A 22,011-nucleotide genomic window follows, 5' to 3' on the forward strand; every position below is an offset into this window, starting at 1 on the left:
AGCATGAATTAATGTCTGAGTGGCTAACAATATTACCCGAAATTACTGTCAGTATAGTGCTGTTGAGCGCATTACTTTTAGATAAAGGCTTGGGCGAACCTAAACGTTTTCATCATTTAATTGGGTTTGGTAGGCTCGCAAATTTAATAGAAGCTTGGTTTAACAAACACCACAAAGCCGGCGAACAACAAACATTTTCATTGAACACAGCCGCCATTGGTACCTTATGCTGGCTTGTTTTAGTAATACCTGTTCCTTTTGTTTATATCTATTTACATGGCTATTTCACCAATAGCCTCAGTATGTTGATATTAGACGTAATTATTTTATATTTAGCTATTGGCCAAAAAAGCTTACAACAACACGCCAACCAAGTTTATCAGCCGCTAAAAAATAATGATGTAGAACAAGCTCGGCATTTTACCGGTTATCTGGTCAGTCGTGACACCAGCCAACTCACTGAAAGTGAAATGGCGCGCGCCACCGCTGAATCCATGTTAGAAAACGGCAACGACGCTGTCATTACCTCGTTAGTTTGCTATGTGATCGGCGGCGCACCTTTGGTGATATTGCATCGTCTAGCCAATACATTAGACGCCATGTGGGGCTATAAAAACGCAAGGTTTAACTCTTTTGGTTATGCCGCAGCGAAGTTAGATGACTTGCTAGCTTTTATTCCAGCTAAAGTCTGTACCCTATTATACGCCTTACAAGGTGCATTTTGGGCGAGCCTAAAAAATGCTTATCGCCAAGGTAATCAATATAAAAGTCATAACGGTGGTTGGGTAATGGCAGCGGGTGCCACTGCTTTAGGCTATAAACTCGGCGGTACTGCGTTTTATCATGGTAAACAACATAACTCGCCGACCTTGGGGCAAGGTAAAGCCATTGATATTGCTGCCATTCCGCGCAGTGTTAACTTGGTAAAACGAGCAACAAGCCTACTTATTTTATTCACTTTTATTGGCCAATTAACTTTCATGCTATTGGCAAAATAGACAACTAAAAACATAAAAGCTAAAAAACAAAAGTTAAAAAGGAAACAATGTGGCTTTAATGCCTTTAATTCACGGCGGACAATTAAATACTATCGCTGAGCAATACGATATTCCACGCGAACAATGGTTAGATTTATCTACCGGTATTGCGCCTATTGCGTATCCCATTCCAAGTGTTCCTGAACACATTTGGCAGCAGCTACCACAAGAAAATGCTGCTTTAAATAAAGCCGCTCAACACTACTACCAAACAAACCATGTGCTGGTTACCAATGGCAGTCAATCAATTATAAAAGCCCTACCCGATTTATGGCGGCAACATATGCAAGGTGACCTATCCAGCCATGTATTTATTCCGCAATATGGCTACAAGGAGCACCAACAAGCTTGGGCTGATAACCACTTTGCTATTTACCATTATCAAAATGAATTGCCAAGCCTCGACTGCTTAACTGCCAATTGCGTATTAGTGGTAATTAACCCGAATAATCCAACAGGCCAACTTGTCAGCAAACAAAAACTAAAGGTTTACCAACAAAAAATCACTGAGCTAAAAGGCTTATTGGTCATCGATGAAGCCTTTATGGACGTGATTACCCCTAGTCAATCTTTGTCCGCAAGCTTGGATAACGAACACACATTAATATTGCGCTCATTTGGTAAGTTTTTCGGTTTAGCCGGTATTCGCATAGGCTTCCTGTTGGGCAGTCAAAACTGGTTACAACAGTTTTCTAATACGTTAGGCCCGTGGCAAGTCAACGGTCCAGCTCAATTTGTAGCAGAACAAGCATTACTCGATAATCTATGGCAGCAACAGCAAAATGATTGGTTACAAGAACAAAGCCAGAAGTTGCAAAGTCTATTAGTCGAAGTATTACCGCCACACCTAGTTGCAACAATTGCCGGCACCAACCTATTTCAAACCGTAACCTTCAAACAAACAGACACAGCTCAACAACTATTTAATGCTTTATGCCAACAAGCCGTTTATGTCAGGTTAACCGATGAAAAGTTGGCGTTACGCTTTGGCATGCCAACCGCAGAGCAACTACCTCGCCTAAAAAAGGCTCTCAAGGTCAGTATGAAACGAGTTTAATTTCATTTTTTCGCAAATTGAATAATGGTGCGGCATTATTCACCCTGAGCGCGCAGCAGTCGAAGGGTTTGGAAGGGTTGTAGATAATCTATTTAGATACGTACTTTTAAGTCTAAATTCTGAGTTAAATTTGATAAACTCTTCTAAAAATAACGCCGTATTCATTCAAAACGATTAAAAGAAACAACTTGCTCACGTTGTTTAGTTTTATCCCAACCTAGCGTCTTAAGCTCGGGCTCGTCTAAAAACTCTTCTACGTAGCCAATACATAGGTAGCCGATCAACTCGGCATTTTCTGGCGCATTTACCGCTTGTTTAACAACTTCAGGATCAACAATACTGACCCAACCCACCCCAACGTTTAATGCGCGAGCCATTAGCCATAAGTTTTGAATAGCACAAACAACACTAAATCGTCCCATATCAGACATTGAGGTTTGGCCTAAAACCGGTTTATCTTTTGGCACATAAAACACCGCGAGGTTTATTGGTGCTTCGACTATACCTTCTAATTTTAACTGTTGGTATAGCTCTGCCTGTTTGCCTGTAAACAAGGGGACAGCTTTAGCATTTTCTTGCTTAAAGGATTTGTAGACAGTTTGCTTTACTTGATTATCATCAATAACGACAAACTGCCAAGGTTGGGAGTAACCAACTGAAGGCGCGGCTAATGCCGCATCTAACAACTGCTGAATGATCTCTTCTGCTACTGGAGCTTCATTAAAGCGATTACCGCGCACATCGCGGCGCAAACGCATGACGTCCTGTAATACTTGTTGCTCGTGGATATTGAATTTTTTACTCATAGATCGCAATTGTAATGATTTAGCCCGCCATTAGATACAAATCAATTACCACTAATCAAAATCAGTTTTCCGGTTTTTGGATCTTTATACACTTGGCCAATCGACTCCATGCCGTTGGCTTTACCATTAAGTAAGGATTGCATAGACTCGGGTGGCGTAACGAGTTCTTTACCACTGGTTACATCTAACGTGTTTTGGTTTTGCGTGTTTTGGGTATGAATACTGAGTTTATTTTGTAACTCTGGACTATTAGCCACTAACGCCAGCATTAACCCCAAGGCGAATACCAACATGATATCCATGATGTTGGCAAAAACAGAAAGCGGGTCATTGTCTTGCTCAGCAAACGTCGACTGTTGCCACGGCAGCTTACTCATGACACTTTATCCTTTGACTGGATTGGCTGGATCGCATGCCAAGTTTGCTCATACCAACGGCGGCGCACGCGTCCTAAAATGTAAGCAACTAAGCCAACAAGTAAGCCGACAACCGTGGTATCAAACGCCACGGTTAATGCCGTGGCTAAAATACTAATATCGCCGTTACTTAATGCGGATAAACCGGGACCAAGCGGGATCAAGGTACCCATTAATCCCAAAATAGGCCCAGTACGCGCTAACAAGTCAACTCGCTCTAACCTTTTAGTTGCATGTAGAGTAAAGCGTTCAGATAAACTCTTTGGCTGACCCAATACTTCAACATTTGAATGTTGTTTAAAGGCGTGTAAAAACGCTGGCAAAGTAAATTGTCGCTCAGCAATGGCCAAACCGAGCTCCCACACAGTGATAACCAAGGCAATGATTAACGCGAAGATAACTGGGTACAATAACCAGTTCACTAACTGGTGTAATCCGGCCAATATAACCCCGTAATTGATTAAGCTATCCATTAAGATGGTGTTCCTTTTTTTATTCGTTAACTTGTTTTAAATCGGCTGGTGGATTAACGTCAGCTTTGTCAAAAGCCACTCTTAAATTACGAGCTTGTCTTATACCGCGCACAACACCTGCTACCAGCAAAGCTGTCACTAAGGCTAACAACCACCAATGCCATTGATTACTGGTTTGTTCCTGACCATCCTCAGCTGCTTTGTCTTGAGAGCCATCAGCCGCTTTATCTTGAGAGCCATCAGCTTCTTTATATTGAAAGTAATTTGCCGACTGTTGAGCATCCACAGAGCTTGCACTTTTATCATCAACATTAAGCTCAGATAAGCGATGAATTTGTGATTCAGATGCTTTATCTGCAACATCACCTAAAGCCGAATTAATCGCATGTTCAATCACTTGCCAGCTAGGCTTATCAAGGTGTTTTTTCAACCAAGGTAGCATGGGGTTTTCAGGGTCTGTATGGCCACTACCCGGCAAGCCATTAGCTTTGACTAATCGTGCAAACTGAGAGGCTAAGTCTTTGATTGTTGCTTCATCAGCTTGCCAAAAACCTTTCTCAATGGACACCAACATCACGGCTAACATATTAGCTTTAACGTGAGCGTTATGCCCTTGTTCTAAAAATGCATCTAAACCCAGTTGATATTTATCATCAATATAAACATCCTTCACCTCTTGCCACGCCCAGTCGCCAATGAGTGTTGGATTAGTCACCTGCCAGCCCCATAGGTACTCTAAAAATTCGCTACCCATAGTTCTCGCCCCCGCATAATCGTGTTTCATCTGGCCTTTAAGCCATTCAGGATTTAAAAATCGGCCGCGTAATTCTTGGCGTAAGGCTAAACCTAAAGGTCGGGTTTTAACTTGCTGCGGATCGGCATGGTCAATCACAAAGTTATTTGGTGCTTTGCCCGTTAGGGTTTCTATCGTCAAACTCAGCCCACCTAAATAATCAAATGCATCATTGTTATCGATTAAGCCATACAAGTTACTCGAGCGACCAAAGTAGGTATTTTCAACATCACTGAGCACCTGTTCAAAATGACTTTGTGCCGGAGAACCAAAACCAGAATGACCATAGCTGTGTCCTAGCCGGCGCATATAGACTTTGGCTAATTCTTGGCGCTTTTGCCAAGCACCAGATCGCTCAATTAGACGGTTAATACCTGCTCCATAGGTACCGGGCGCATCGCCAAATACACGAAATGTCGCCGACACACCGGCAATTTTCGGCTGAACACCAGCCGTTAACGCCTCTCTAGCTTGGATTACCCAATGTGCGGCTAATTGATTTTGCTCTAATGATTCTGTACCTCCTTGTGCTAATTTGCCTAAAGGCTCTAATGCATGAGCCAAAGCTAATGACAACGCGGGGTGCTGTTGGCGTATTGTGTCGCTACTCGCATCTAATGCCATTAATGTTGCGTTATCCAACAACAGCATTTGTTGGCCATATAAGTCTCGGAATAAACCTGAGGTAGTAAATACAATGTCACGACGCACGCGATTTTGTAATGATTGATGTTTTAAGCCTTTAACTAAACCGCGGGCATTCCAAACTGGCTCTAAGCCAAGCATGTCTAAGCCAAATGCAATCATCACGCCTTCATCTCGCACTACGTCCGATGCTCACAAGATAACCGCTTCTTTTTTATCGGCTTGCTGGCTATTATTTTCTCGGGCAGCTTGCGCCATTTCTTGACCTAATTGCCAAGCTAATCGGCTCGGAATTAACGAGCTATCTAATGCGTAGAAATTACGCCCTGTCGGCAAACTAGCTGGACTGCGGATAGGATCATTGCCTTGTCCCGGTTCTATAAAGCCACCATTTAAACCGTTTAACAAAGCCTTCATTTCCGCTTGTGGAGAGGCAACTAATTTGTTTTTAAGCTCTGGCTTGTTTTGGTCTTGCTCAGTCTTTTTATCCAACATAGATGACAGCATCATCTCAACCGCATCCGGTTGCCAATCTTGACCAAAAACATGTAATCCCAATGGCATAAAGCGTTCTTGTAAATCCGTTAAGTAATGACCAACCTCATGTACCAACATATCATCGTCGACTTGCTCAAAGCTGATACCCATCACAGCTAGTTCCGCCGACATGGCTTGCGCGAGCTCATCTTTTAGTTCTAATGTTTCGACTTTATCTCTAATCTGTTTAACAAGACGCGCTTCTATAATTTCATTGCTGCCGTGATTCGCCTCAAAGCTTTCGACCAATTGACGTAATTGCAGCAATTCATCATATAACGGTGTACTAGCTAGTGGCGGGGTTAAGTGATCCACCATTACCGCTAAACCACGGCGTTTTGCTTGAATGCCTTCACCGACGCCGTCAACGATATATGGGTATATACCAGGGATATCACCGGCAATAACCCGTGAGTAATCATCAGGAGCTAAGCCTACCGAACGGCGTGGTAAAAATTCATACGTAGAATGACGACCTAAATGCACCAAGGCATCCGCTTTAAACTCGTCGCGTAAATAATGATAAAACGCCAAATATTGGTGTGGTGGTGGAAATGCGAGATTAGCATGCAATAACTCTTCATTAATCTCCCATCCACGTGGCGGCTGTGGACCAATAAATACATTGCCAAATTGCATACCCGGCAATAGTAATTGACCTTGGTATGTCATCACTTGTCCCGGTGCTTGTCCCCAACCACCTAGGCCCTCAATGCCGGTTTTGCGAATAGCGGTTATGGTTTGCTCGGCATTTTGCATACAAGGTGTAAACGCCAACGCCTGAATGGCTTGCTCGTAACACTGTTCAAGTGTTTCAAGTAATGCTAACGCACGCACACGTCCGGGATGGTCAACGCCTTCCAATAAGTGGTGCATTTCTTCTATCGTATGATGTAAGGCTTCTTCAGCCAATTCGCGCTGTTTAGCTTGGATAGCTTGGCTGATCTGTTGATGCATTAAACCAAACGGCCCTTGCTCCATTTCTTGTTGAATGGTTTGTGGCAGGGTTTTGTACCAATTTGCATATTGCTCACTTGGCATTGTCGCAATGCGCTGGCTCATTTTTTCAAGTGCGGCAGCATCACGCGGTAAATTAACCCCACGCGCTTGCATTAAATCTAACAAAGCGTCCTGACTTGGCGGAAGCTCACCTGTGTTATAACCAGCCGCTTTTAATTGCTGCAAAATTTGCCAAATAGAAGCTGGCACATCTAAGTTATCTGCACCGATATTGTGACGCCCAGGTGGATGGTTGTAGTAAATAATGGCCACGCGCTTGCTCTCATTATCTGTACTCGCTAGCTTGTGCCAGCGACTTAATCGTGTCAAAACGCTAGTGATACCAGTTTGTTCTGGCACAACACCTTGTACTTGAATGCCTGAGTACTTATCAGCATAAGCTTCGCCTAGTGTTGCTAATGCCAAAGGTTGGCTTGCGCCTTGTAATTCAGGCATGGCGACTTGATAATAAACTTTATCCTGCGCTAATCCATCAGATGACAATTGCCATTCAACAGCAGTTCGATCACGAATTTTAATCGCTTTGATCACAGGTACATTTAATTCAGTTAAAAGTTCGGTGACTTGCTCACGCCCTTCACCTCCACCTAGAACAAAATCTTGTAAAACGATAATACCGGCTAACTTATCTTTAATAACACTAAGTTGCTCAACCGCCTGAACTGTCGCGTTACCCCTGTAAGCCAACGCCGTCAGGCATTGCAAATCAAACTCACTACTGGCTTGCTGACAGATTTGTCGAATAAGACTGGCATCGGCAGGACGCCCACCGCCGGCATGATCAATTATCGCTATTACTGGCTGTTTGCTGTTGAGAGTAGCAACCAATTGCTTATCTAACGCCGAAAAATAAGTTTGCTCATGGTACCAACGTAATTGTGGAGTCGGTTCGGGACCCTCTATCGGCAGAGGATAGCCAAGCTGAGTTGATAGCCAAGCGAATAATCTAGCTGTATTTTCAGCGCCACCCGCTTGCCAATAGCCACGAGCCTGTAACCATTTCGCTTGATTAGGATAGCTTTGTTTTTGTTTAGCTAAATCACTGAGAAAGTCTTGTCCTGGTAATTGCTTGGCTATGGATCTCAGTTGCTCATCACTATCAAAAACCTTAGCTTGTTTAAAACGACTTAAGGCAACCAGCCTATGATCACTATTAAAAATAAGGTTATCTTTACCTGAACTTTGGATAAGCGCTTGCAACGGGGTAACGGAACTACCATATAAGCCAACGCCAATCACAGCCAAACTATTATTAACTAAGCTTTGTTGCTCTGTAGGCGGCAAAGCAGCAAACTGAATATCACTACGTGCTTTTACTGTAATGGCTAATTGATTAGGGTTTTGAAGATGCAGCAAACGCGAAGCTTCGGCAATGGTTTCAGCGTTACGCTGCGAGGTTAACAGCAGTAAATAGTTTTCGTTGGCAGCAGACCAAGCAGTTTGGCAAACCAATAAGCTAAACAGCAAAAATAGACGCATTGTATTCTCTAGCTAATATTAAACAATCAGTGAGAATAACGAGCACGCGCGCAACTACCACTAGCCACAGCCAGCCGCAATAAGACGATAGCCAATCAAGTATTCTCGCTTGATCGATAGGAAAATTGTCTCTTGTGTCATGTATCTGGCTTATATTGGCGAGCAATAAATACAGTTGCGAGTACAGCTCCGGATTTTTTCTGATGATTTTTAAATCACAAGAAATACCGGATTCCATGATGCGACATAAGATAATCATTAATAAAAGAACATGCCACCACAAGAATTTGCAGGGTGTTTTACAGACCTAACTAATCAATGTCAAATGAATTAGCGTGAGCTTGTTGGTACAAAGGCGAGACTTGTAATATCGCGTCGTTAATCGACTGCATAACATCGGGGTGGCGAGATAAATATTGCTTTGAAATATATAGCCCAAATGGTTTTTCTACTTCTACTATTTTTAAATAGTTTGTTAAATCCACTCCTTGAGCTAGCGCCGCGTTTTCAAATACCACCTCAGCTAACAATATTGCATGAATTCGCTTTTTATTTAGCATTAGCAACAATGAGTCAATTGAGCTTGGGCTTGCAGCTACCTTGTATTGGTTTTTTAACAACCATTTATGGGTATTGGTATTAAGGTAGGTGCCAATTTTAGCTTGCGACTTAAACTCGGCATCATTAGGTTTTAAATCGGCATTTTTCAAAAGAAACCAACACCAACGGTTAACCACCAAGGGTTGGGAAAATACGGCAAACCTGTCTCGCTCGTTATTTTGTGATGCGAGGAAAAAGCCATCAGCGCGCTGAGCCTTCACTGAATATAACGCTCGCCCATAATCTGTTGTCGCCGTTATCTCGTACGGCAAACCCGCTTTATCCAATGCTTGACTCACTAACTCAATGCCAATGCCTTGACTTTGCCCAGAATATTGATAGGTATAAGGGGGAAAATGCGGAAAAATTAATTTTAGCGGTTCTTGTGCCACTGTAGGTATTAAAGCGCCTGTAATCATTAGGCAAAATATAATGGAAGCTGTTAAAAGCGTCTTCACTGCGTTGCGCCTCCACCACATTGTGGATTATTTCAATAAATTAAATAAGCAAAGCAGTTAAACAGTAATTTGTCCAATTTACGCAAAAAGAAAGCGGCAAATTGCCGCTTTCTTACAAGGTTTCAATACAAATTCGCATCACCGCGTTTTTACTCTTGAATAAACTTAACAGTACCTGGGTTTAGAACTGTGCTTAATCTGTTTATGTAAAGACGGTTTGTTTCCGTATCAATAATCTCAACGCCTGGGTTAGCAGGGTTTGCGACACTAACCCATAAGAAATCTGCATTATCTAAAGTGATATACGAAATATTTTCTGTCCCCGTGTTAGCAACATTAACTTCGCTAATAATCCCTGTCGTTGGTGAAAATTCATATAATGAGTTTGGTTTTTGATATCCAGTATCAGTAAAGAAATAGCCTTTATTATTATTAACAATGACACTACCTCGAATCACTGCACTTATATTATTAGCAATATCATCGGCTGAAAGCACTTCTCTAAGCGAGTAATCATTGACATTAATCGCTTCGATTTTACTTAATGAAATATCAGTTGAGCTATAAGAGTTGCGAGACGTAATATAAACCTCGCTTCCATAAGCGGTAACACTGTCTTCCAATGGATTAAAACCTGTTAAAGGAACACCTTTAACACTATCTGTATCATCCGCATTAGTTTCAATTTCAGTATCAGTATTCACGTCAAATACGGCTACATATGCTGTTTGTGCTGCCCATGCATCGTCTAATCGTTGCATGGCAATAAATAACTTATCTCCGTGGATAGTAGCAGCAGAAGGTCTAGGTGTACCACTTGAGTTATTTTCAACATAACTAGATAAATCTAACTCACCTGTTTTAAAATCTGTCGCTGTCGTAGCTTTAGGGTTTACGATCCAAACTTTACCTGAGCCATAACGGATTACGTAAGCTTTTTCAGCACTCGCAAAGACCAGGGCGTACGGGTTACTACTTTCTGTATCTCCACTATCTTGAGTTGTAAACTGCCATACTTGATCTGCGGGTTGATTGGCGTCGTACTTACCTATGGTATCTATGGTCCAACGACCAATATGATAAACTTCAGACATATAGGTTTGAACACTATAGTCAGATTTGCTTTTTACGTAATAACTGCTTGTAACTGATTCAAGAGCCGGATCAAGAAAAGCCACTTCAGACGACGAGTTATCAGGTGATTTAGTTTGTACTACAGCATTTGCAGGTTTTCTAACTGGCGTTGTATCGACAGGCTCTTCTGAATCATTAATCGCTTGCTCTAGCTCTTCAATTGTTTTGATTAATTCATCAATAGATTTCGATTGCTCGCCAATTAATGCCGCTTGCTCATCAATAGATTTTGTAAGTGCATTGATTTCGCCTGATTCATCATTTTCATTACACCCAACGAGTACAAATGACAACGCCAATATTGAACAAAGTAATTTAAAATTAAGTTTCATAGTTAGTCTCTGTATGAAAGTTTAAGGAATATATTGCGCCCTTCTGAAGGGCGATTAGCTAAATCTTTGTATTTGTCACTAAAAACATTTTTAGCAAGCAGGCTCAAATTGACCTTTTTAAAACGATAGTTTGCTGAAAAATCAAACGTGTTACTGTCCGCGGGGTTACCATTGCCAAAGCCGGAAGTGGAATTATCTGATAAATTTGGCCGATTAAAATGCATGTCACGATTGGTAAATGCATCGAAACGAAAATTCAAATCTGCAGCAGCACGCCAAATCAAGCTGGTACTAAATTGTTTGCCATATGTACCGGGTAATTTATTGCCATCAAATGCGACAAGGTCTGATTCAATCTCACTATCAATCAGGCTAAGTTTAGCCATAGCGGTGAACTGAGGCGAAAACGTCCAACTGGAATCGAGCTCAACTCCCACGACTTCAGCACTGCTAACATTACGGAAGGATCCAACACCTTCTGAAGAAAAAATAGGCACAATAGAGTTAGATAAATTGCGGTGATATAAAGATAAATTTACGTTTGAATTAGCATTTGACCATTTGGTATTAAGGGATATCGTATTTGATAGTTCAGGGGTTAATTCATCGTTACCCTTCATTTGTCCACGATCACCAAATAACTCATACATGCTAGGCATTCTTAACCCGCGACTGAAAGACGCATTGAACAAATAATTGTTAAAACGAAAATTACTACCAAACTCACCACTTGAGTATTGTTCACTTGACTCGACACGGCCTTGTTCGTCTGCTCGTCTTGGCATATTTTTATCTTTATTGTGGCTAGAAGTTACTGCGCTGTATAAAGAAAGTTCACCGTCTGTACTAGTCCACTCAATCCGACCACCAAGCTCTAAGCTATTGCGTTCGGCTTTAATATCACACGCACCAATTCCTCCGCATTTAACGACAGTACCGCGTAAAGTTTCTGAACCAAAGCGATAGTGGGAAAAATTAATATGCGGAGTTATTAACAATTGATTAATTGAAATAGGTAATCTTGAAAATGCGCCTAACGACTGGTTTTCATAGAGAAATAGATCATTTTTATTTACATGAGGTGAATCATAAAATAGCTCTTCACGCTTTAGCCAATTAACGCCAGAAATTAGATTTTTAATCAGATTATGTTGAAAGCTAGTTTCATAATACAAACCGAGTCGTTGGCTTTTGCTATCTAACTTTCTATTGTTTACAGGGTTGTTATTTTGGTAATTAGGAATTGATTTTGATTTATCATCCCATTGAGTCGTCAATCTAAACTCATGTACCCCAAGGTTAAATTCATCGGACAAACTAATCGAGTACTGACTAAACTCATTGTTTTTAATTTTTTCTTCATTAGGGGAATTGGGATCGGTAAACGGCTGCGGTACAATAGTCGAATAGTCGTTATCAGTACGTAAAGCGTCAATGTTGAATGAAACTTGATGCTTGCTGAATTGCGAGTGCAGCGATAGTGTCGCCTGTTTATAACCAAACGACCCTACTTTTGTCGATAACCGATAACCGCTACCTGATTCTCGCAAAGTATTGATACGAATCACGCCACCAATGGGTGTTGAAGCAAAGCCGAGTGATTCGTTTTTAGCAACTTCAATTGACTCGATCTGTTCAAGTGGCACCATATTCAAGTCAAAACCACCAAACTGTTCATCATTGATTAGTAAGCCATCAACATAAACTTGTACCTGTTTACTAGAAGAGCCTCTAATTGAAACAGAAACGGGGTTACCCACCCCAGTAACACTATTAAGCTGAATACCATTTACATTTTGTAATACATCTGTGAGCGTTTGCGCCGTATTAACAAACTCAGCTCGGTTTATAGATTGATAGTTTAAGGATTGATAGGTATTAACTTCGCTAATTTCTATATGCTCAACATCATCGGAGCTATCTTGCGCATTAATCGCGTTCGTAAGCAATACAAAGCAGCTAAATAACGCAACTCGATAAAGTTTACAAATATTGTTAGGTTTTATATTCATCAAATTCGACGAATACTAGACTGGCGTTTGCCAGCCTGTATCCGCCCTCCGCAAATCAGGTTTATATATTAGGCTGGTATCGGGCTTATCACTCTGTGATTTACCGTTGCGGGGGCAGCGTTGGATTTTCACCAACTTCCCATTTAACCTTTGCAAAGCTTAACAACCTCAAAGGTACCTAATACTTAATTACAATTTAAAAATTTGTACACTCAGCACTTATAGCTGAGATTTTTACCGCTAAATCTAGTTGTACACCTGCCGAGCGATATCTATCTTTGAACATAAGTTGTCAATTTCGCCTAATACTCGACGAGTCATGCGATGCAATTTATCTGAGTTAACCTCAAAAATTAGCTTGTTTTTGGCTGCTGGAATTTTAGGCCACTGTGCCCAATTAACAGCATCTGGATTTGGCTCCCCGTCTGACATAGGTTGGATAATGACTTGCGGCTTTAACGCCACTACTTGCTCTAAACCTATTTGAGGGTAATCGCCAATCAAACCAGTAAAAACATTTTGCCCGCCACATAATGTCACATGGTGCTGAGGCCAAGCTGAATTTGCCACTGTGGTTAAGGGGCGCGACCACAACTCGTAGAATACTTTTACCGGCTTTTTAGCCGAGTATTTTTGCCGAAGCGCGGCAAGCTGTGTTAAGTATTCATCCGCGATTTGTTTTGCCCGCTGCGGCTTGCCAACAATATCACCAAATTCGATCAACTCTTTGGCGACGTTTTCCAGATCGCCCGTATGTGAATACACAATATTTAAACCGAGTTGTTGCAAGCGTTGTAAATCATCAGAAGGATTACCCGAATGCCAAGCAAAGATCACATCAGGTTTATAGGCTAAGATATTTTCAATTTTAAGACGCGCATAGTTGCCTACTAGCGGTATCGACTTAGCTTCTTCTGGATAATCGGAATGGGCAGTAGCGCCAACAATGCGCTGCCCAACACCTAAATCAAACAGCATTTCAACAATGTGTGGCGCTAGTACAACATACCTTTGCTCTGATTTATCGGCATAGGATGAAAACGCCATAAAACTCAGGGCCAGTAACCACAGCTTTTGAAATTTAACGGAAAAAACACTCATTTTAACTTTACCAACCATTTACCAATCAATGCCTTTTTGCACTTTAATGCCAGCTTCAAATGCGTGTTTAATTGATTGTACTTCCGATACCGTATCAGCCATTTCAATAATACGACGGTGACAAGCACGACCCGTGATCACCACATGTTGATCGGCTGGGCGATTGGCAAGGGTATCGATAACCTCGTCTAAATCGATATAACCATAATTAGTCATGTAGGTAATTTCATCCAAAAGCACGACATTCACACTAGGATCGGATAATAGCTTTTTAGCATCTTGCCACACAGCTTGAGCTGCTGCTGTGTCTTTTTCTTTATCTTGAGTTTCCCAAGTGAAGCCCGTAGCCATAACATAAAAAGGTACGCCATGTTGTTCTAATAAATTGCGCTCGCCACAATCCCACGTACCTTTTATAAATTGCACTACACCGACATTTAAACCATGACCAACCGAACGCGCCGCCATACCAAAACCGGCGGTTGACTTGCCTTTACCATTACCAGTTACGACCAGTAACAAGCCTTTATCTTCGGTAGCTTTGGCGATTTTAGCGTCAACTTTCTCTTTAACTTTTTGTTGACGTTCTTTGTGTTTTTGCTTTTTAGTTTGTTCGCGTGTGGCGTCAGTTTGCGTATCTAGTTCTTTTTGTTCAGTCATGTCTGTACTCACTACAATTCTGTTAAATATCGATATGACTACTTCTTTATAAAGGTTTTTTGCAGGTGTAAAACCTGCCCTACAAAGAAATTGTCAACAACTCATGTCAATCGGTGTACCACTGATTCACTATCTGTTTTATTTTATTTATATCTAAATGTTGCTCACTTGCTTTCGCTAACCGTGCGATTGCCTTCTCTTCCTGTTCATCAATGCCGACGTCATTGGTGACGGTTGCCCCAGCCCATTTAGCAATCAACGCCAATGCAGCCGCTTGATCGAAAATGCCATGAGTGTAACTGCCAGCAATTTGCTTATCTTCACTTAGCCATCCTTGATCCGTTGAGCTGGTAGACGGGTTTTCATTTTGTAAGTCTACTAACGCGTGTTGTGGCAGCGAGAAATGACTTTCACCGGCATGAATTTCATAACCTTTAACGTTAGCGCTTTGCCCATCAATACACAAAGTACCTGAGACATTTTTTAGTGTTTTTTGTGCAGCTAACACTGTGTCCATTGGAATGTAACCAAGGCCATTAGCTTGCTCTGGTGCTTTGCTCTCAATCGCTAGTGGATCGGCTATGGTTTGCCCCAGCATTTGATACCCGCCGCAAATACCCCAAACTTTACCGCCGTATCTTAAATGCTTAGCAATATCTTTATCCCAACCTTGTGAACGTAAAAACATCAAATCACTGATCACGTTTTTGCTGCCCGGTAATACAATTAAATCTGCGGCAGGTAGCGGTGTTTGTTCCTGTTCTGATTTGGGATAAATAAACTGTAAATCGATTTCTGGATGCACGCGCATCGCGTCAAAATCATTGTGATTACTCATGCGTGGCAAAACAGGCACAATGACTTTTAATTTGGTTTTGGTTATCACTTGTTCCGTGCTGACAGCATCTTCCGCTGCTATTGTTAAACCATGCAAATAAGGTAATACGCCCAGTACAGGTTTGCCGGTTTTCTGCTCAAGCCAATCTAAACCAGGCTCTAGCAATTTAATATCACCACGAAACCGATTGATCACAAAACCTACAACGCGGTTTTGCTCAGAAGGTGACAATAAGGCTAACGTGCCAACCAAATGGGCAAACACGCCACCTTTGTCTATATCGGCAATAATAATGACCGGACAATCAACGGCTTCAGCAAAACCCATATTGGCGATATCACCTTCGCGCAAATTGATTTCAGCTGGGCTGCCAGCCCCTTCGACCACAATGTAATCATATTGCTCTGATAATCGTTGATGAGAATCAAGCACAGCTTGCATGGCTACTTTTTTATAATCATGATATTGCTTGGCTTCCATGGCACTTATGGCTTTACCATGAATTATGACTTGCGCGCCGGTATCACTATTAGGTTTCAGTAAAATAGGATTAAAGTCAGTGTGGCATTCTACTTTTGCCGCTTTAGCTTGTACTGCTTGCGCTCGGCCTATTTCACCACCACACGCGGTAACTGCACTATTTAACGCCATGTTTTGCGGCTTAAATGGAGCGACTTTAAACGATTGCTCAACCAATACACGGCATAATGCAGCAACTAAAGTACTTTTACCCGCATCAGAAGTCGTGCCTTGCACCATTATTGTTTTAGCTGGCGTTTTAGCTGGCACCTTTTGCTCCTTGTTTTTTATTAATCAATGAATGACTAAGCTCTGAATGACCAAGCACTGAATGATTAAGCACGGAATTGTTAAGCGCTGTCGGTTTCGTACCGATAGCCTTCACCCTGACAAATGGCTTACAGTCTGGATGCACTGTCACACTTAATTCAGTAAAACTGGCGTAATCAATAACTAATTGCGAATACAGTTTGGCATTTCGCCAATCCAAATCAAGAATATGACTTAGGATCATACGAATGACGCCACCATGCACCACCAATAAAGCGTGCGAACATTCGCTTTGTTGTAATTTAGCCAAAACCTTATGCCATGCGTTAATTATTCGAGTATGAAAACTTTGCAAGGTTTCGGCTTGCGGTAATACTGTCTCGGCTGGATTTTGCCAAAAGTTTTCGAGCTCTTGCCATTTTGCTGAATCAGCAGGGATAGATTCAAAAGCCACGCCGTCATAACAACCAAAATCCATCTCGGCTAAATCGTCAATAACCTCAAGCTGCATTTTATTTTCGTTATCACAATTCACCTGTTTAACGACTTGCTCAGCGACAGATAAACAACGCTTTTTGGGTGAGCTAAACAAACGGCAACGCTCAAAAGCCGCTGGCTTTTGTTCATCTTGTTCTACTTGTCTGGCTTGGCTTAACCGCAGCATAATTTGCTGGTTCAAGTGTTCTGCCGCTTCTGGTTGCGCGGCAATATCAGTTGCACCATATAAACCGGCTGCACCATCAACTTTTGGATGGCGCACCAAAGTAATTTGAATTTTACGTGGTTTGGCTTGGGCTTGAGCTTGAGCTTGTTGTGTAAGTACAGTTGTTTGCGTCATACCCTAGCCTTTGCCTTTTTCTAGGCTGTTTTTTAAATCTAAGGGTAATCCCGCACTGACTAACGTCACTCGCTCGGCTATTTTAGCGATAGCTTGATTAAGCCAGCCGGCGTAATCAACAAATAAACGCGACACTTGTCCCATCGGCACGACGCCTAACCCGACTTCATTAGCCACTAATACGACATCGCCTTTAGTGTTTGCTAGTGCTGATACCAGACTATCAATAGACTGTTGCAAATGCTGCTGTTTGGCTTGATACGTAGCGTTTTCATCTAAAGCAAAAATTTGGTTGTTTAACCATAGGGTTAAACAATCAACTAGCACTAAATTTTCAGTATGCAATTCGCAAATTAATTCAGCTAAATTTAAAGGGCATTCCACCGTGTACCAATTTTGTTTTAACGTATCTTGCTGTCTATCTTGCGTATGCTTATCAATGCGCGCTTGCATTTCCTCGTCGAAAGCTTGGCATGTAGCTACGTACAATACAGCCTTCGTTTTAGAACTAGATTGCCTATCGCCGATACATTGTTCAGCAAAGCTGGATTTACCAGATCTGGCGCCACCAAGCACTAAATGGATCACAAACGCTCTCCTATCGCTAACCATTGCGGATCTTGAATACCGACTTGGAAAACAAAAGCGATGCATACCAAGTAAATAATGATTTCCGCTAGTTGTTGTGCTGCACCTAAACAATCGCCGGTATAGCCACCTAATCGCGCATTGAGCCAAGCTTTAAATACACCGCGAAACAGCCATAAGGTGACAAACAATACAGCCAGTAAACCGATTATATTGCTAGCGAAAAGTGGCGAACTACATAATAGAGTAAGTGGCACACAACCGACTAACATCAACAGCAATAGATCAGATTTGCGTTGTTGATTAGCCAAAGGTTTGCTTTTACTTTGATCGCTATCGGCAACATAAGGCATATCAAATATTAAGCTGGCCGCTATCGCGCGGGATAATGGATAGGCCACCAATACGGCAATAATTAACAAACCGCTGGCTGCTAAGTAATACCAAGCCGTTAGCTTAATCAACACAGCTAAGATCAGAGTTAGCGTGCCGTACGTACCTAAGCGGCTATCTTTCATAATGGATAAGCGTTTTTCTACTGTCATGCCGCCACCAATGCCATCGGCCATATCAGCTAAACCGTCTTCATGAAACGCGCCAGTCAGTAATACGCTAAAAACAAAGGTCAATAATAATGCCATTAGCATTGGCAATATTTGACTAAATAACCAATAAACCGCGATAACCAAAATCGCTAGTACACAGCCAACCAGTGAAAAATAGCGACAGCTCTGATTAAGTAATTCAGGAGAATAATAAGTTGATTTAGGCACAGGAATGCGACTAAAAAAACTTAGCGCTAAAAAAAATAGATTAACTTGATGCTTAAGCAATTTAATCATAGCCAAGACTTAAACTGTCACTCCGGCGTCGGCAAAACTCGCCATATGCGAATAAAAATGACAAGCCGATTTCAGCAAAGGTACAGCCAACGCTGCGCCTGTTCCTTCGCCCAAACGCAATTGCAGAGACAATAAAGGCTTAGCATTAAGTTCCGTTAAACATAATTGGTGAGCTTGCTCTTGAGATTGATGGGCAAAAATAAAATAATCAGTAACCTGTTTATCCATTTTACTTGCGACTAAAGCCGCGACAGACACAATAAAGCCATCAACTAAAATTGGAATTTGCTTCTCGGCAGCCGCTAACATAGCACCAACAATTTGCACTATTTCAAAGCCACCGACTTCGGCTAACAGCTTGGTAATGTCTGTATTACCTGTGGTTTTCACTCTGTCTATTGCTTGCTGCACAAGCTTTTGTTTTAGGTTTAATTGCTCGGTACTAATACCAGTACCTAGGCCGACAACTGCTTGCGCATCATTATCGGTAAGTAAAGCTAATAAAGCCGACGCTGAGCTAGTATTGCCTATGCCCATTTCACCAAACAAAATTAAGTCGCAACCGTTATCGATAAGCGATAACGCAAGATTTGCTCCAAGCGCTAAGCCTTGTTCAACTTGCGTTGTCGCCATGGCTGGTTGCGTAGATAAATCAAATGTTGTTTGCCCTAAGCGTTGTTGATGAAAATTAGGGTTATCAGTCGCCACCTCAGACAAAATACCGCAATCCACGACATGTAAATCAATTTGATTTGCAGCGCAAAAGCAATTTATCGCGGCACCTCCAGCTAAAAAATTCAACACCATTTGGCCTGTTACCGCACTTGGCGCAATACTGACACCTTGCTCAGCAATGCCATGATCGCCAGCAAAAACCACGGCTGTCGGTTTGGTAATAGTCACTTGTTTTTGTAACACACCCGCTTTGTTACTAGCGATTAAAGCTAATTTAGCGGCGACATCTTCTAATTGACCTAGCGCACCAAGCGGTTTGGTTTTTTGATCAATATGAGATTGAATATCTGCACTGTAAGATAAATCCAAAGGTTTAATGGGTGTCATAGTGAAAGTCATATATTTAAATCTCTTTTAATCCTAGGTTGACTATAAGCTGTGCTACAAACAGCGTTACATTCGACGCCCTACATTCGACGCATAAGTGCTAAAAAGAAAATACTGCCAACGGCTGATGTCACCACACCAATCGGTATTTCTTGTCCACCTAATACACTACGGGCAAAAACATCGACCCATACCAGAAAACAACCGCCGACCAAGGCCGATGCAACCACAAGCTTGGCAGTGGTATAACCGACAAATGCGCGCACCACATGCGGCACCATTAAGCCGACAAATCCAATACCGCCACCATAAGCCACAACAACCGCAGTTATCGCCGTGCAAACCAGCAACACACAAATGCGTAAAGTGTCCACGGGAACCCCCAAAGTACGCGCGCTTTCATCACTTAACAGTAAGGCGTCTAACTGGCGAGAAAAAACCACGGCCAAGCCAATACCCAAACCCACTACAGGCGCGATAATGTAAATAGCCTGCATATCTGCTCTGGATAAGCTGCCCATCATCCAAAAAATAACGCGATTCGATGAGAAAGCATCGCCTAAATACAAGATAAAACTGGTAATAGAACTGAGTAAAAACGACACGGCGACACCAGCTAACAATAAGTGCTCAATACGCCGCCAGTTATTATTAAAAACCACGCCTATCACCACCACAACGGCGAACAAACTGCCTAAAAATGCGGCAATAGGTAAACTAATGGCAGCCAACCAGCCTTCGGCTGGGATCAAGGTTGAAATGGTTGCCCCTAACCCTGCACCGGCGACTATGCCAAAAAGGTATGGATCGGCTAATGGGTTACGCGTTACGTTTTGCATTAACGCACCGGTTACCGCTAGGCCTGCTCCCGCCAGAAAACCCATAATGACTCGAGGTAAACGGATCTGCCAAAGAATGGTGTCATAAATAGGTTGCTCACAACCTACAGTGACACACTGCCAAACGGCGGCGTAACCAAAATCGGCCACACCTATGCCCAGTGAAGCCAGCACACTCCCTAAAGAGCCAAAAAGGATCAGCACAAAAATCAAACGGCGATTGGCTAACGTTTTAACCATGCTTTGCACCTGTCATTTGACGATCGTTAATTTTATTAGGCGCAAAAGTAACACGAGGGCAAGCAAGATGTGGGTTTTGATCAACAATACAATCTAGGCGAAATACTTGCTTTAAACGCTTAGCGGTTAAAACATTATTTGGCGTATCATCGGCAACCACTTGGCCTTGGTTTAGTAATATCAATCGGTCGCAGTATTGCGCCGCTAAATTGAGATCGTGAATTGCTAACAACAATGTTCGCCCTGTGTTTTTAGCCAAGCCTATTAATTGATGCTGATAGTAAATGTCTAAATGATTGGTTGGTTCGTCCATGATCAATATTGGTGACTGCTGAACTATAGCCCGCGCTATTAAGGTTCGCTGCTGCTCACCGCCGGATAAGGTCGCATAGGCTTGATGCTGTTTGTCTAGCAAGTCAACTTGCTGAAGTGCTCGATTGATTAAATTAATATCCGCTTCGGTATCGGATTCAAACAAGGCTTTATGCGGCAATAGCCCCATACGTACCACGTCATATACGCTTAAATTAAAAATGGAGACATTGGTTTGCGCGACAACAGCAATGGTTTTAGCCAATTGATTACGGCTTAATTGCGTTATAGGTTTGCCAGTTAAACTTATATTGCCAGCAAAGTTACGATGTTCGCCATACAAGCATTTTAACAGTGAGGTTTTCCCTGCGCCGTTAGGCCCTACCACGCCAACGGTTTCACCTTTGCTTAAGGTAAAGCTAACCCCAGACAACACCGACTTGCGGTCGACTTGCCAATCTAGGTTATCTACTTTTATCAGGTGCGATACTTTCACTTATTCAAACCAGTATTAGGCTTTAAGCAAAGTCCGTATTACTTAAAACAAATTCAATTTCGGTTATAAAACCGAAAATCAACATACTTAACAAGAAATGCAGGAAGATGTGAATAAACAGCAGAAGGTACAGCTAATCATAGCCGAATTGCCAATATTCAATCGCGTTACCCGCACGACTAATAGTATTTTCCTCTTAAATGACAAGAGCATATGGGTTACCTATAGTTATATCCTGCTCTATCTGTAATCACAGGCTATTGGTATGTTAACCATCTATCGCCCTTCGACTGCTTCGCGCTCAGGGTGATTTATTTTTCGTCACTTCATGGAGGTGTTTTAAATTTAGGCCGGTATCCTGACTTAATACGATAACCTAATTCACTAACCTTCCCACTTTCATTAAAAGCAGTGGCTGTGCTTATTGCGGTCAATAAAACACTAAGTAAACAGCGTATTTCACAGTTGCGGGAACAGTTGCAGAATTTAGTAGTTGAAACCTTGCCAACTACCAGCACTGCATTCCCATTTAAGCCCATCTTTTTTAAAAAACAGGCACCTAAAATAGAATGGCGCGCAGTATAGCAGCTACTGTGCAATAACCAAG

General features: G+C 42.0%; 17 protein-coding genes, 1 pseudogene and 3 riboswitches. Of the genes and pseudogenes, 2 read left to right on the plus strand and 16 right to left on the minus strand.

The window, feature by feature from the left end:
• Nucleotides 1-11 precede the first annotated feature (11 nt).
• Nucleotides 12-998, plus strand: coding sequence for an adenosylcobinamide-phosphate synthase CbiB (cbiB, locus tag C2869_RS01480; RefSeq protein WP_108601273.1), 987 nt, complete (start codon nt 12-14; stop codon nt 996-998).
• Between the two features lie 58 nt (nt 999-1,056).
• On the plus strand, nt 1,057-2,094 hold the full coding sequence (cobD, locus tag C2869_RS01485) for a threonine-phosphate decarboxylase CobD (RefSeq protein ID WP_108604914.1): 1,038 nt from the start codon (nt 1,057-1,059) through the stop codon (nt 2,092-2,094).
• Nucleotides 2,095-2,255: 161 nt separating this feature from the next.
• Here the strand turns inward: cobD and bluB are convergent, their stop codons facing one another.
• From bluB to C2869_RS01565, 16 genes and pseudogenes are all read right to left on the minus strand, one after another.
• Nucleotides 2,256-2,900, minus strand: a complete 645-nt coding sequence (bluB, locus tag C2869_RS01490) for a 5,6-dimethylbenzimidazole synthase (RefSeq protein ID WP_108601274.1) — start codon at nt 2,898-2,900, stop codon at nt 2,256-2,258.
• Nucleotides 2,901-2,941: 41 nt separating this feature from the next.
• Nucleotides 2,942-3,277: a DUF2149 domain-containing protein gene (locus C2869_RS01495; RefSeq protein ID WP_108601275.1), complete on the minus strand. Its 336-nt coding sequence runs from the start codon at nt 3,275-3,277 to the stop codon at nt 2,942-2,944.
• Entirely contained in the window at nt 3,274-3,789 is a 516-nt protein-coding gene (locus C2869_RS01500) for a MotA/TolQ/ExbB proton channel family protein (RefSeq protein ID WP_108601276.1), read from the minus strand. Before C2869_RS01500 ends, C2869_RS01495 begins: the two co-directional genes overlap by 4 nt.
• 19 nt (nt 3,790-3,808) lie before the next feature.
• Nucleotides 3,809-8,263 (minus strand): annotated as a pseudogene (locus tag C2869_RS22735) (cobaltochelatase subunit CobN).
• 119 nt (nt 8,264-8,382) lie between these two features.
• A riboswitch (cobalamin riboswitch) is annotated at nt 8,383-8,560 on the minus strand.
• Nucleotides 8,561-8,574: 14 nt separating this feature from the next.
• The gene (locus C2869_RS01510; protein ID WP_159083978.1) at nt 8,575-9,255 is read right to left on the minus strand and encodes a substrate-binding periplasmic protein; all 681 of its coding nucleotides are present in this window, start codon (nt 9,253-9,255) and stop codon (nt 8,575-8,577) included.
• Between the two features lie 215 nt (nt 9,256-9,470).
• Complete coding sequence (locus C2869_RS01515) at nt 9,471-10,787, minus strand: hypothetical protein (RefSeq protein ID WP_108601278.1); 1,317 nt, start codon at nt 10,785-10,787, stop codon at nt 9,471-9,473.
• A 2-nt stretch (nt 10,788-10,789) separates the two neighbouring features.
• A complete protein-coding gene (locus C2869_RS01520) occupies nt 10,790-12,736 on the minus strand; it encodes a TonB-dependent receptor (protein WP_159083979.1) in 1,947 nt (648 codons plus the stop codon).
• Between the two features lie 117 nt (nt 12,737-12,853).
• Nucleotides 12,854-12,996, minus strand: a riboswitch (cobalamin riboswitch).
• A 49-nt stretch (nt 12,997-13,045) separates the two neighbouring features.
• Nucleotides 13,046-13,900, minus strand: coding sequence for a cobalamin-binding protein (locus C2869_RS01525; protein WP_159083980.1), 855 nt, complete (start codon nt 13,898-13,900; stop codon nt 13,046-13,048).
• Between the two features lie 18 nt (nt 13,901-13,918).
• The gene (gene cobO, locus C2869_RS01530) at nt 13,919-14,560 is read right to left on the minus strand and encodes a cob(I)yrinic acid a,c-diamide adenosyltransferase (RefSeq protein ID WP_108601281.1); all 642 of its coding nucleotides are present in this window, start codon (nt 14,558-14,560) and stop codon (nt 13,919-13,921) included.
• Nucleotides 14,561-14,666: 106 nt separating this feature from the next.
• Nucleotides 14,667-16,157: a cobyric acid synthase gene (locus C2869_RS01535; RefSeq protein ID WP_108604915.1), complete on the minus strand. Its 1,491-nt coding sequence runs from the start codon at nt 16,155-16,157 to the stop codon at nt 14,667-14,669.
• A gap of 19 nt (nt 16,158-16,176) precedes the next feature.
• A complete protein-coding gene (locus C2869_RS01540) occupies nt 16,177-17,025 on the minus strand; it encodes a histidine phosphatase family protein (protein ID WP_108601282.1) in 849 nt (282 codons plus the stop codon).
• A gap of 3 nt (nt 17,026-17,028) precedes the next feature.
• Nucleotides 17,029-17,613, minus strand: coding sequence for a bifunctional adenosylcobinamide kinase/adenosylcobinamide-phosphate guanylyltransferase (gene cobU, locus C2869_RS01545; protein WP_199915615.1), 585 nt, complete (start codon nt 17,611-17,613; stop codon nt 17,029-17,031).
• Entirely contained in the window at nt 17,610-18,455 is an 846-nt protein-coding gene (locus C2869_RS01550) for an adenosylcobinamide-GDP ribazoletransferase (RefSeq protein WP_108601284.1), read from the minus strand. Before C2869_RS01550 ends, cobU begins: the two co-directional genes overlap by 4 nt.
• A gap of 9 nt (nt 18,456-18,464) precedes the next feature.
• Nucleotides 18,465-19,529 carry a nicotinate-nucleotide--dimethylbenzimidazole phosphoribosyltransferase gene (gene cobT, locus C2869_RS01555; RefSeq protein ID WP_228710734.1) on the minus strand — a complete coding sequence of 355 codons (1,065 nt, stop codon included), beginning with the start codon at nt 19,527-19,529 and terminating at the stop codon, nt 18,465-18,467.
• A gap of 68 nt (nt 19,530-19,597) precedes the next feature.
• Nucleotides 19,598-20,596 carry a FecCD family ABC transporter permease gene (locus C2869_RS01560; RefSeq protein WP_108601286.1) on the minus strand — a complete coding sequence of 333 codons (999 nt, stop codon included), beginning with the start codon at nt 20,594-20,596 and terminating at the stop codon, nt 19,598-19,600.
• Nucleotides 20,589-21,404 (minus strand): ABC transporter ATP-binding protein, encoded by an 816-nt coding sequence (locus tag C2869_RS01565; protein ID WP_108601287.1) that lies wholly within the window; start codon nt 21,402-21,404, stop codon nt 20,589-20,591. The genes C2869_RS01560 and C2869_RS01565 overlap by 8 nt, the downstream gene beginning before the upstream one ends.
• 331 nt (nt 21,405-21,735) lie before the next feature.
• A riboswitch (cobalamin riboswitch) is annotated at nt 21,736-21,982 on the minus strand.
• Between the last annotated feature and the right edge of the window lie 29 nt (nt 21,983-22,011).

Source organism: Saccharobesus litoralis (genome assembly GCF_003063625.1).
Lineage (GTDB): Bacteria > Pseudomonadota > Gammaproteobacteria > Enterobacterales > Alteromonadaceae > Saccharobesus > Saccharobesus litoralis.

Excerpts from the sequence above, each read along its gene's own strand:
- cbiB (WP_108601273.1), top strand. The coding sequence starts at position 12 with ATGTCTGAGTGGCTAACAATATTACCCGAAATTACTGTCAGTATAGTG.
- cobD (WP_108604914.1), top strand. The coding sequence starts at position 1,057 with ATGCCTTTAATTCACGGCGGACAATTAAATACTATCGCTGAGCAATAC.
- bluB (WP_108601274.1), bottom strand. The coding sequence starts at position 2,900 with ATGAGTAAAAAATTCAATATCCACGAGCAACAAGTATTACAGGACGTC.
- C2869_RS01495 (WP_108601275.1), bottom strand. The coding sequence starts at position 3,277 with ATGAGTAAGCTGCCGTGGCAACAGTCGACGTTTGCTGAGCAAGACAAT.
- C2869_RS01500 (WP_108601276.1), bottom strand. The coding sequence starts at position 3,789 with ATGGATAGCTTAATCAATTACGGGGTTATATTGGCCGGATTACACCAG.
- C2869_RS01515 (WP_108601278.1), bottom strand. The coding sequence starts at position 10,787 with ATGAAACTTAATTTTAAATTACTTTGTTCAATATTGGCGTTGTCATTT.
- C2869_RS01525 (WP_159083980.1), bottom strand. The coding sequence starts at position 13,900 with ATGAGTGTTTTTTCCGTTAAATTTCAAAAGCTGTGGTTACTGGCCCTG.
- cobO (WP_108601281.1), bottom strand. The coding sequence starts at position 14,560 with ATGACTGAACAAAAAGAACTAGATACGCAAACTGACGCCACACGCGAA.
- C2869_RS01535 (WP_108604915.1), bottom strand. The coding sequence starts at position 16,157 with ATGGTGCAAGGCACGACTTCTGATGCGGGTAAAAGTACTTTAGTTGCT.
- C2869_RS01540 (WP_108601282.1), bottom strand. The coding sequence starts at position 17,025 with ATGACGCAAACAACTGTACTTACACAACAAGCTCAAGCTCAAGCCCAA.
- C2869_RS01550 (WP_108601284.1), bottom strand. The coding sequence starts at position 18,455 with ATGATTAAATTGCTTAAGCATCAAGTTAATCTATTTTTTTTAGCGCTA.
- cobT (WP_228710734.1), bottom strand. The coding sequence starts at position 19,529 with ATGACTTTCACTATGACACCCATTAAACCTTTGGATTTATCTTACAGT.
- C2869_RS01560 (WP_108601286.1), bottom strand. The coding sequence starts at position 20,596 with ATGGTTAAAACGTTAGCCAATCGCCGTTTGATTTTTGTGCTGATCCTT.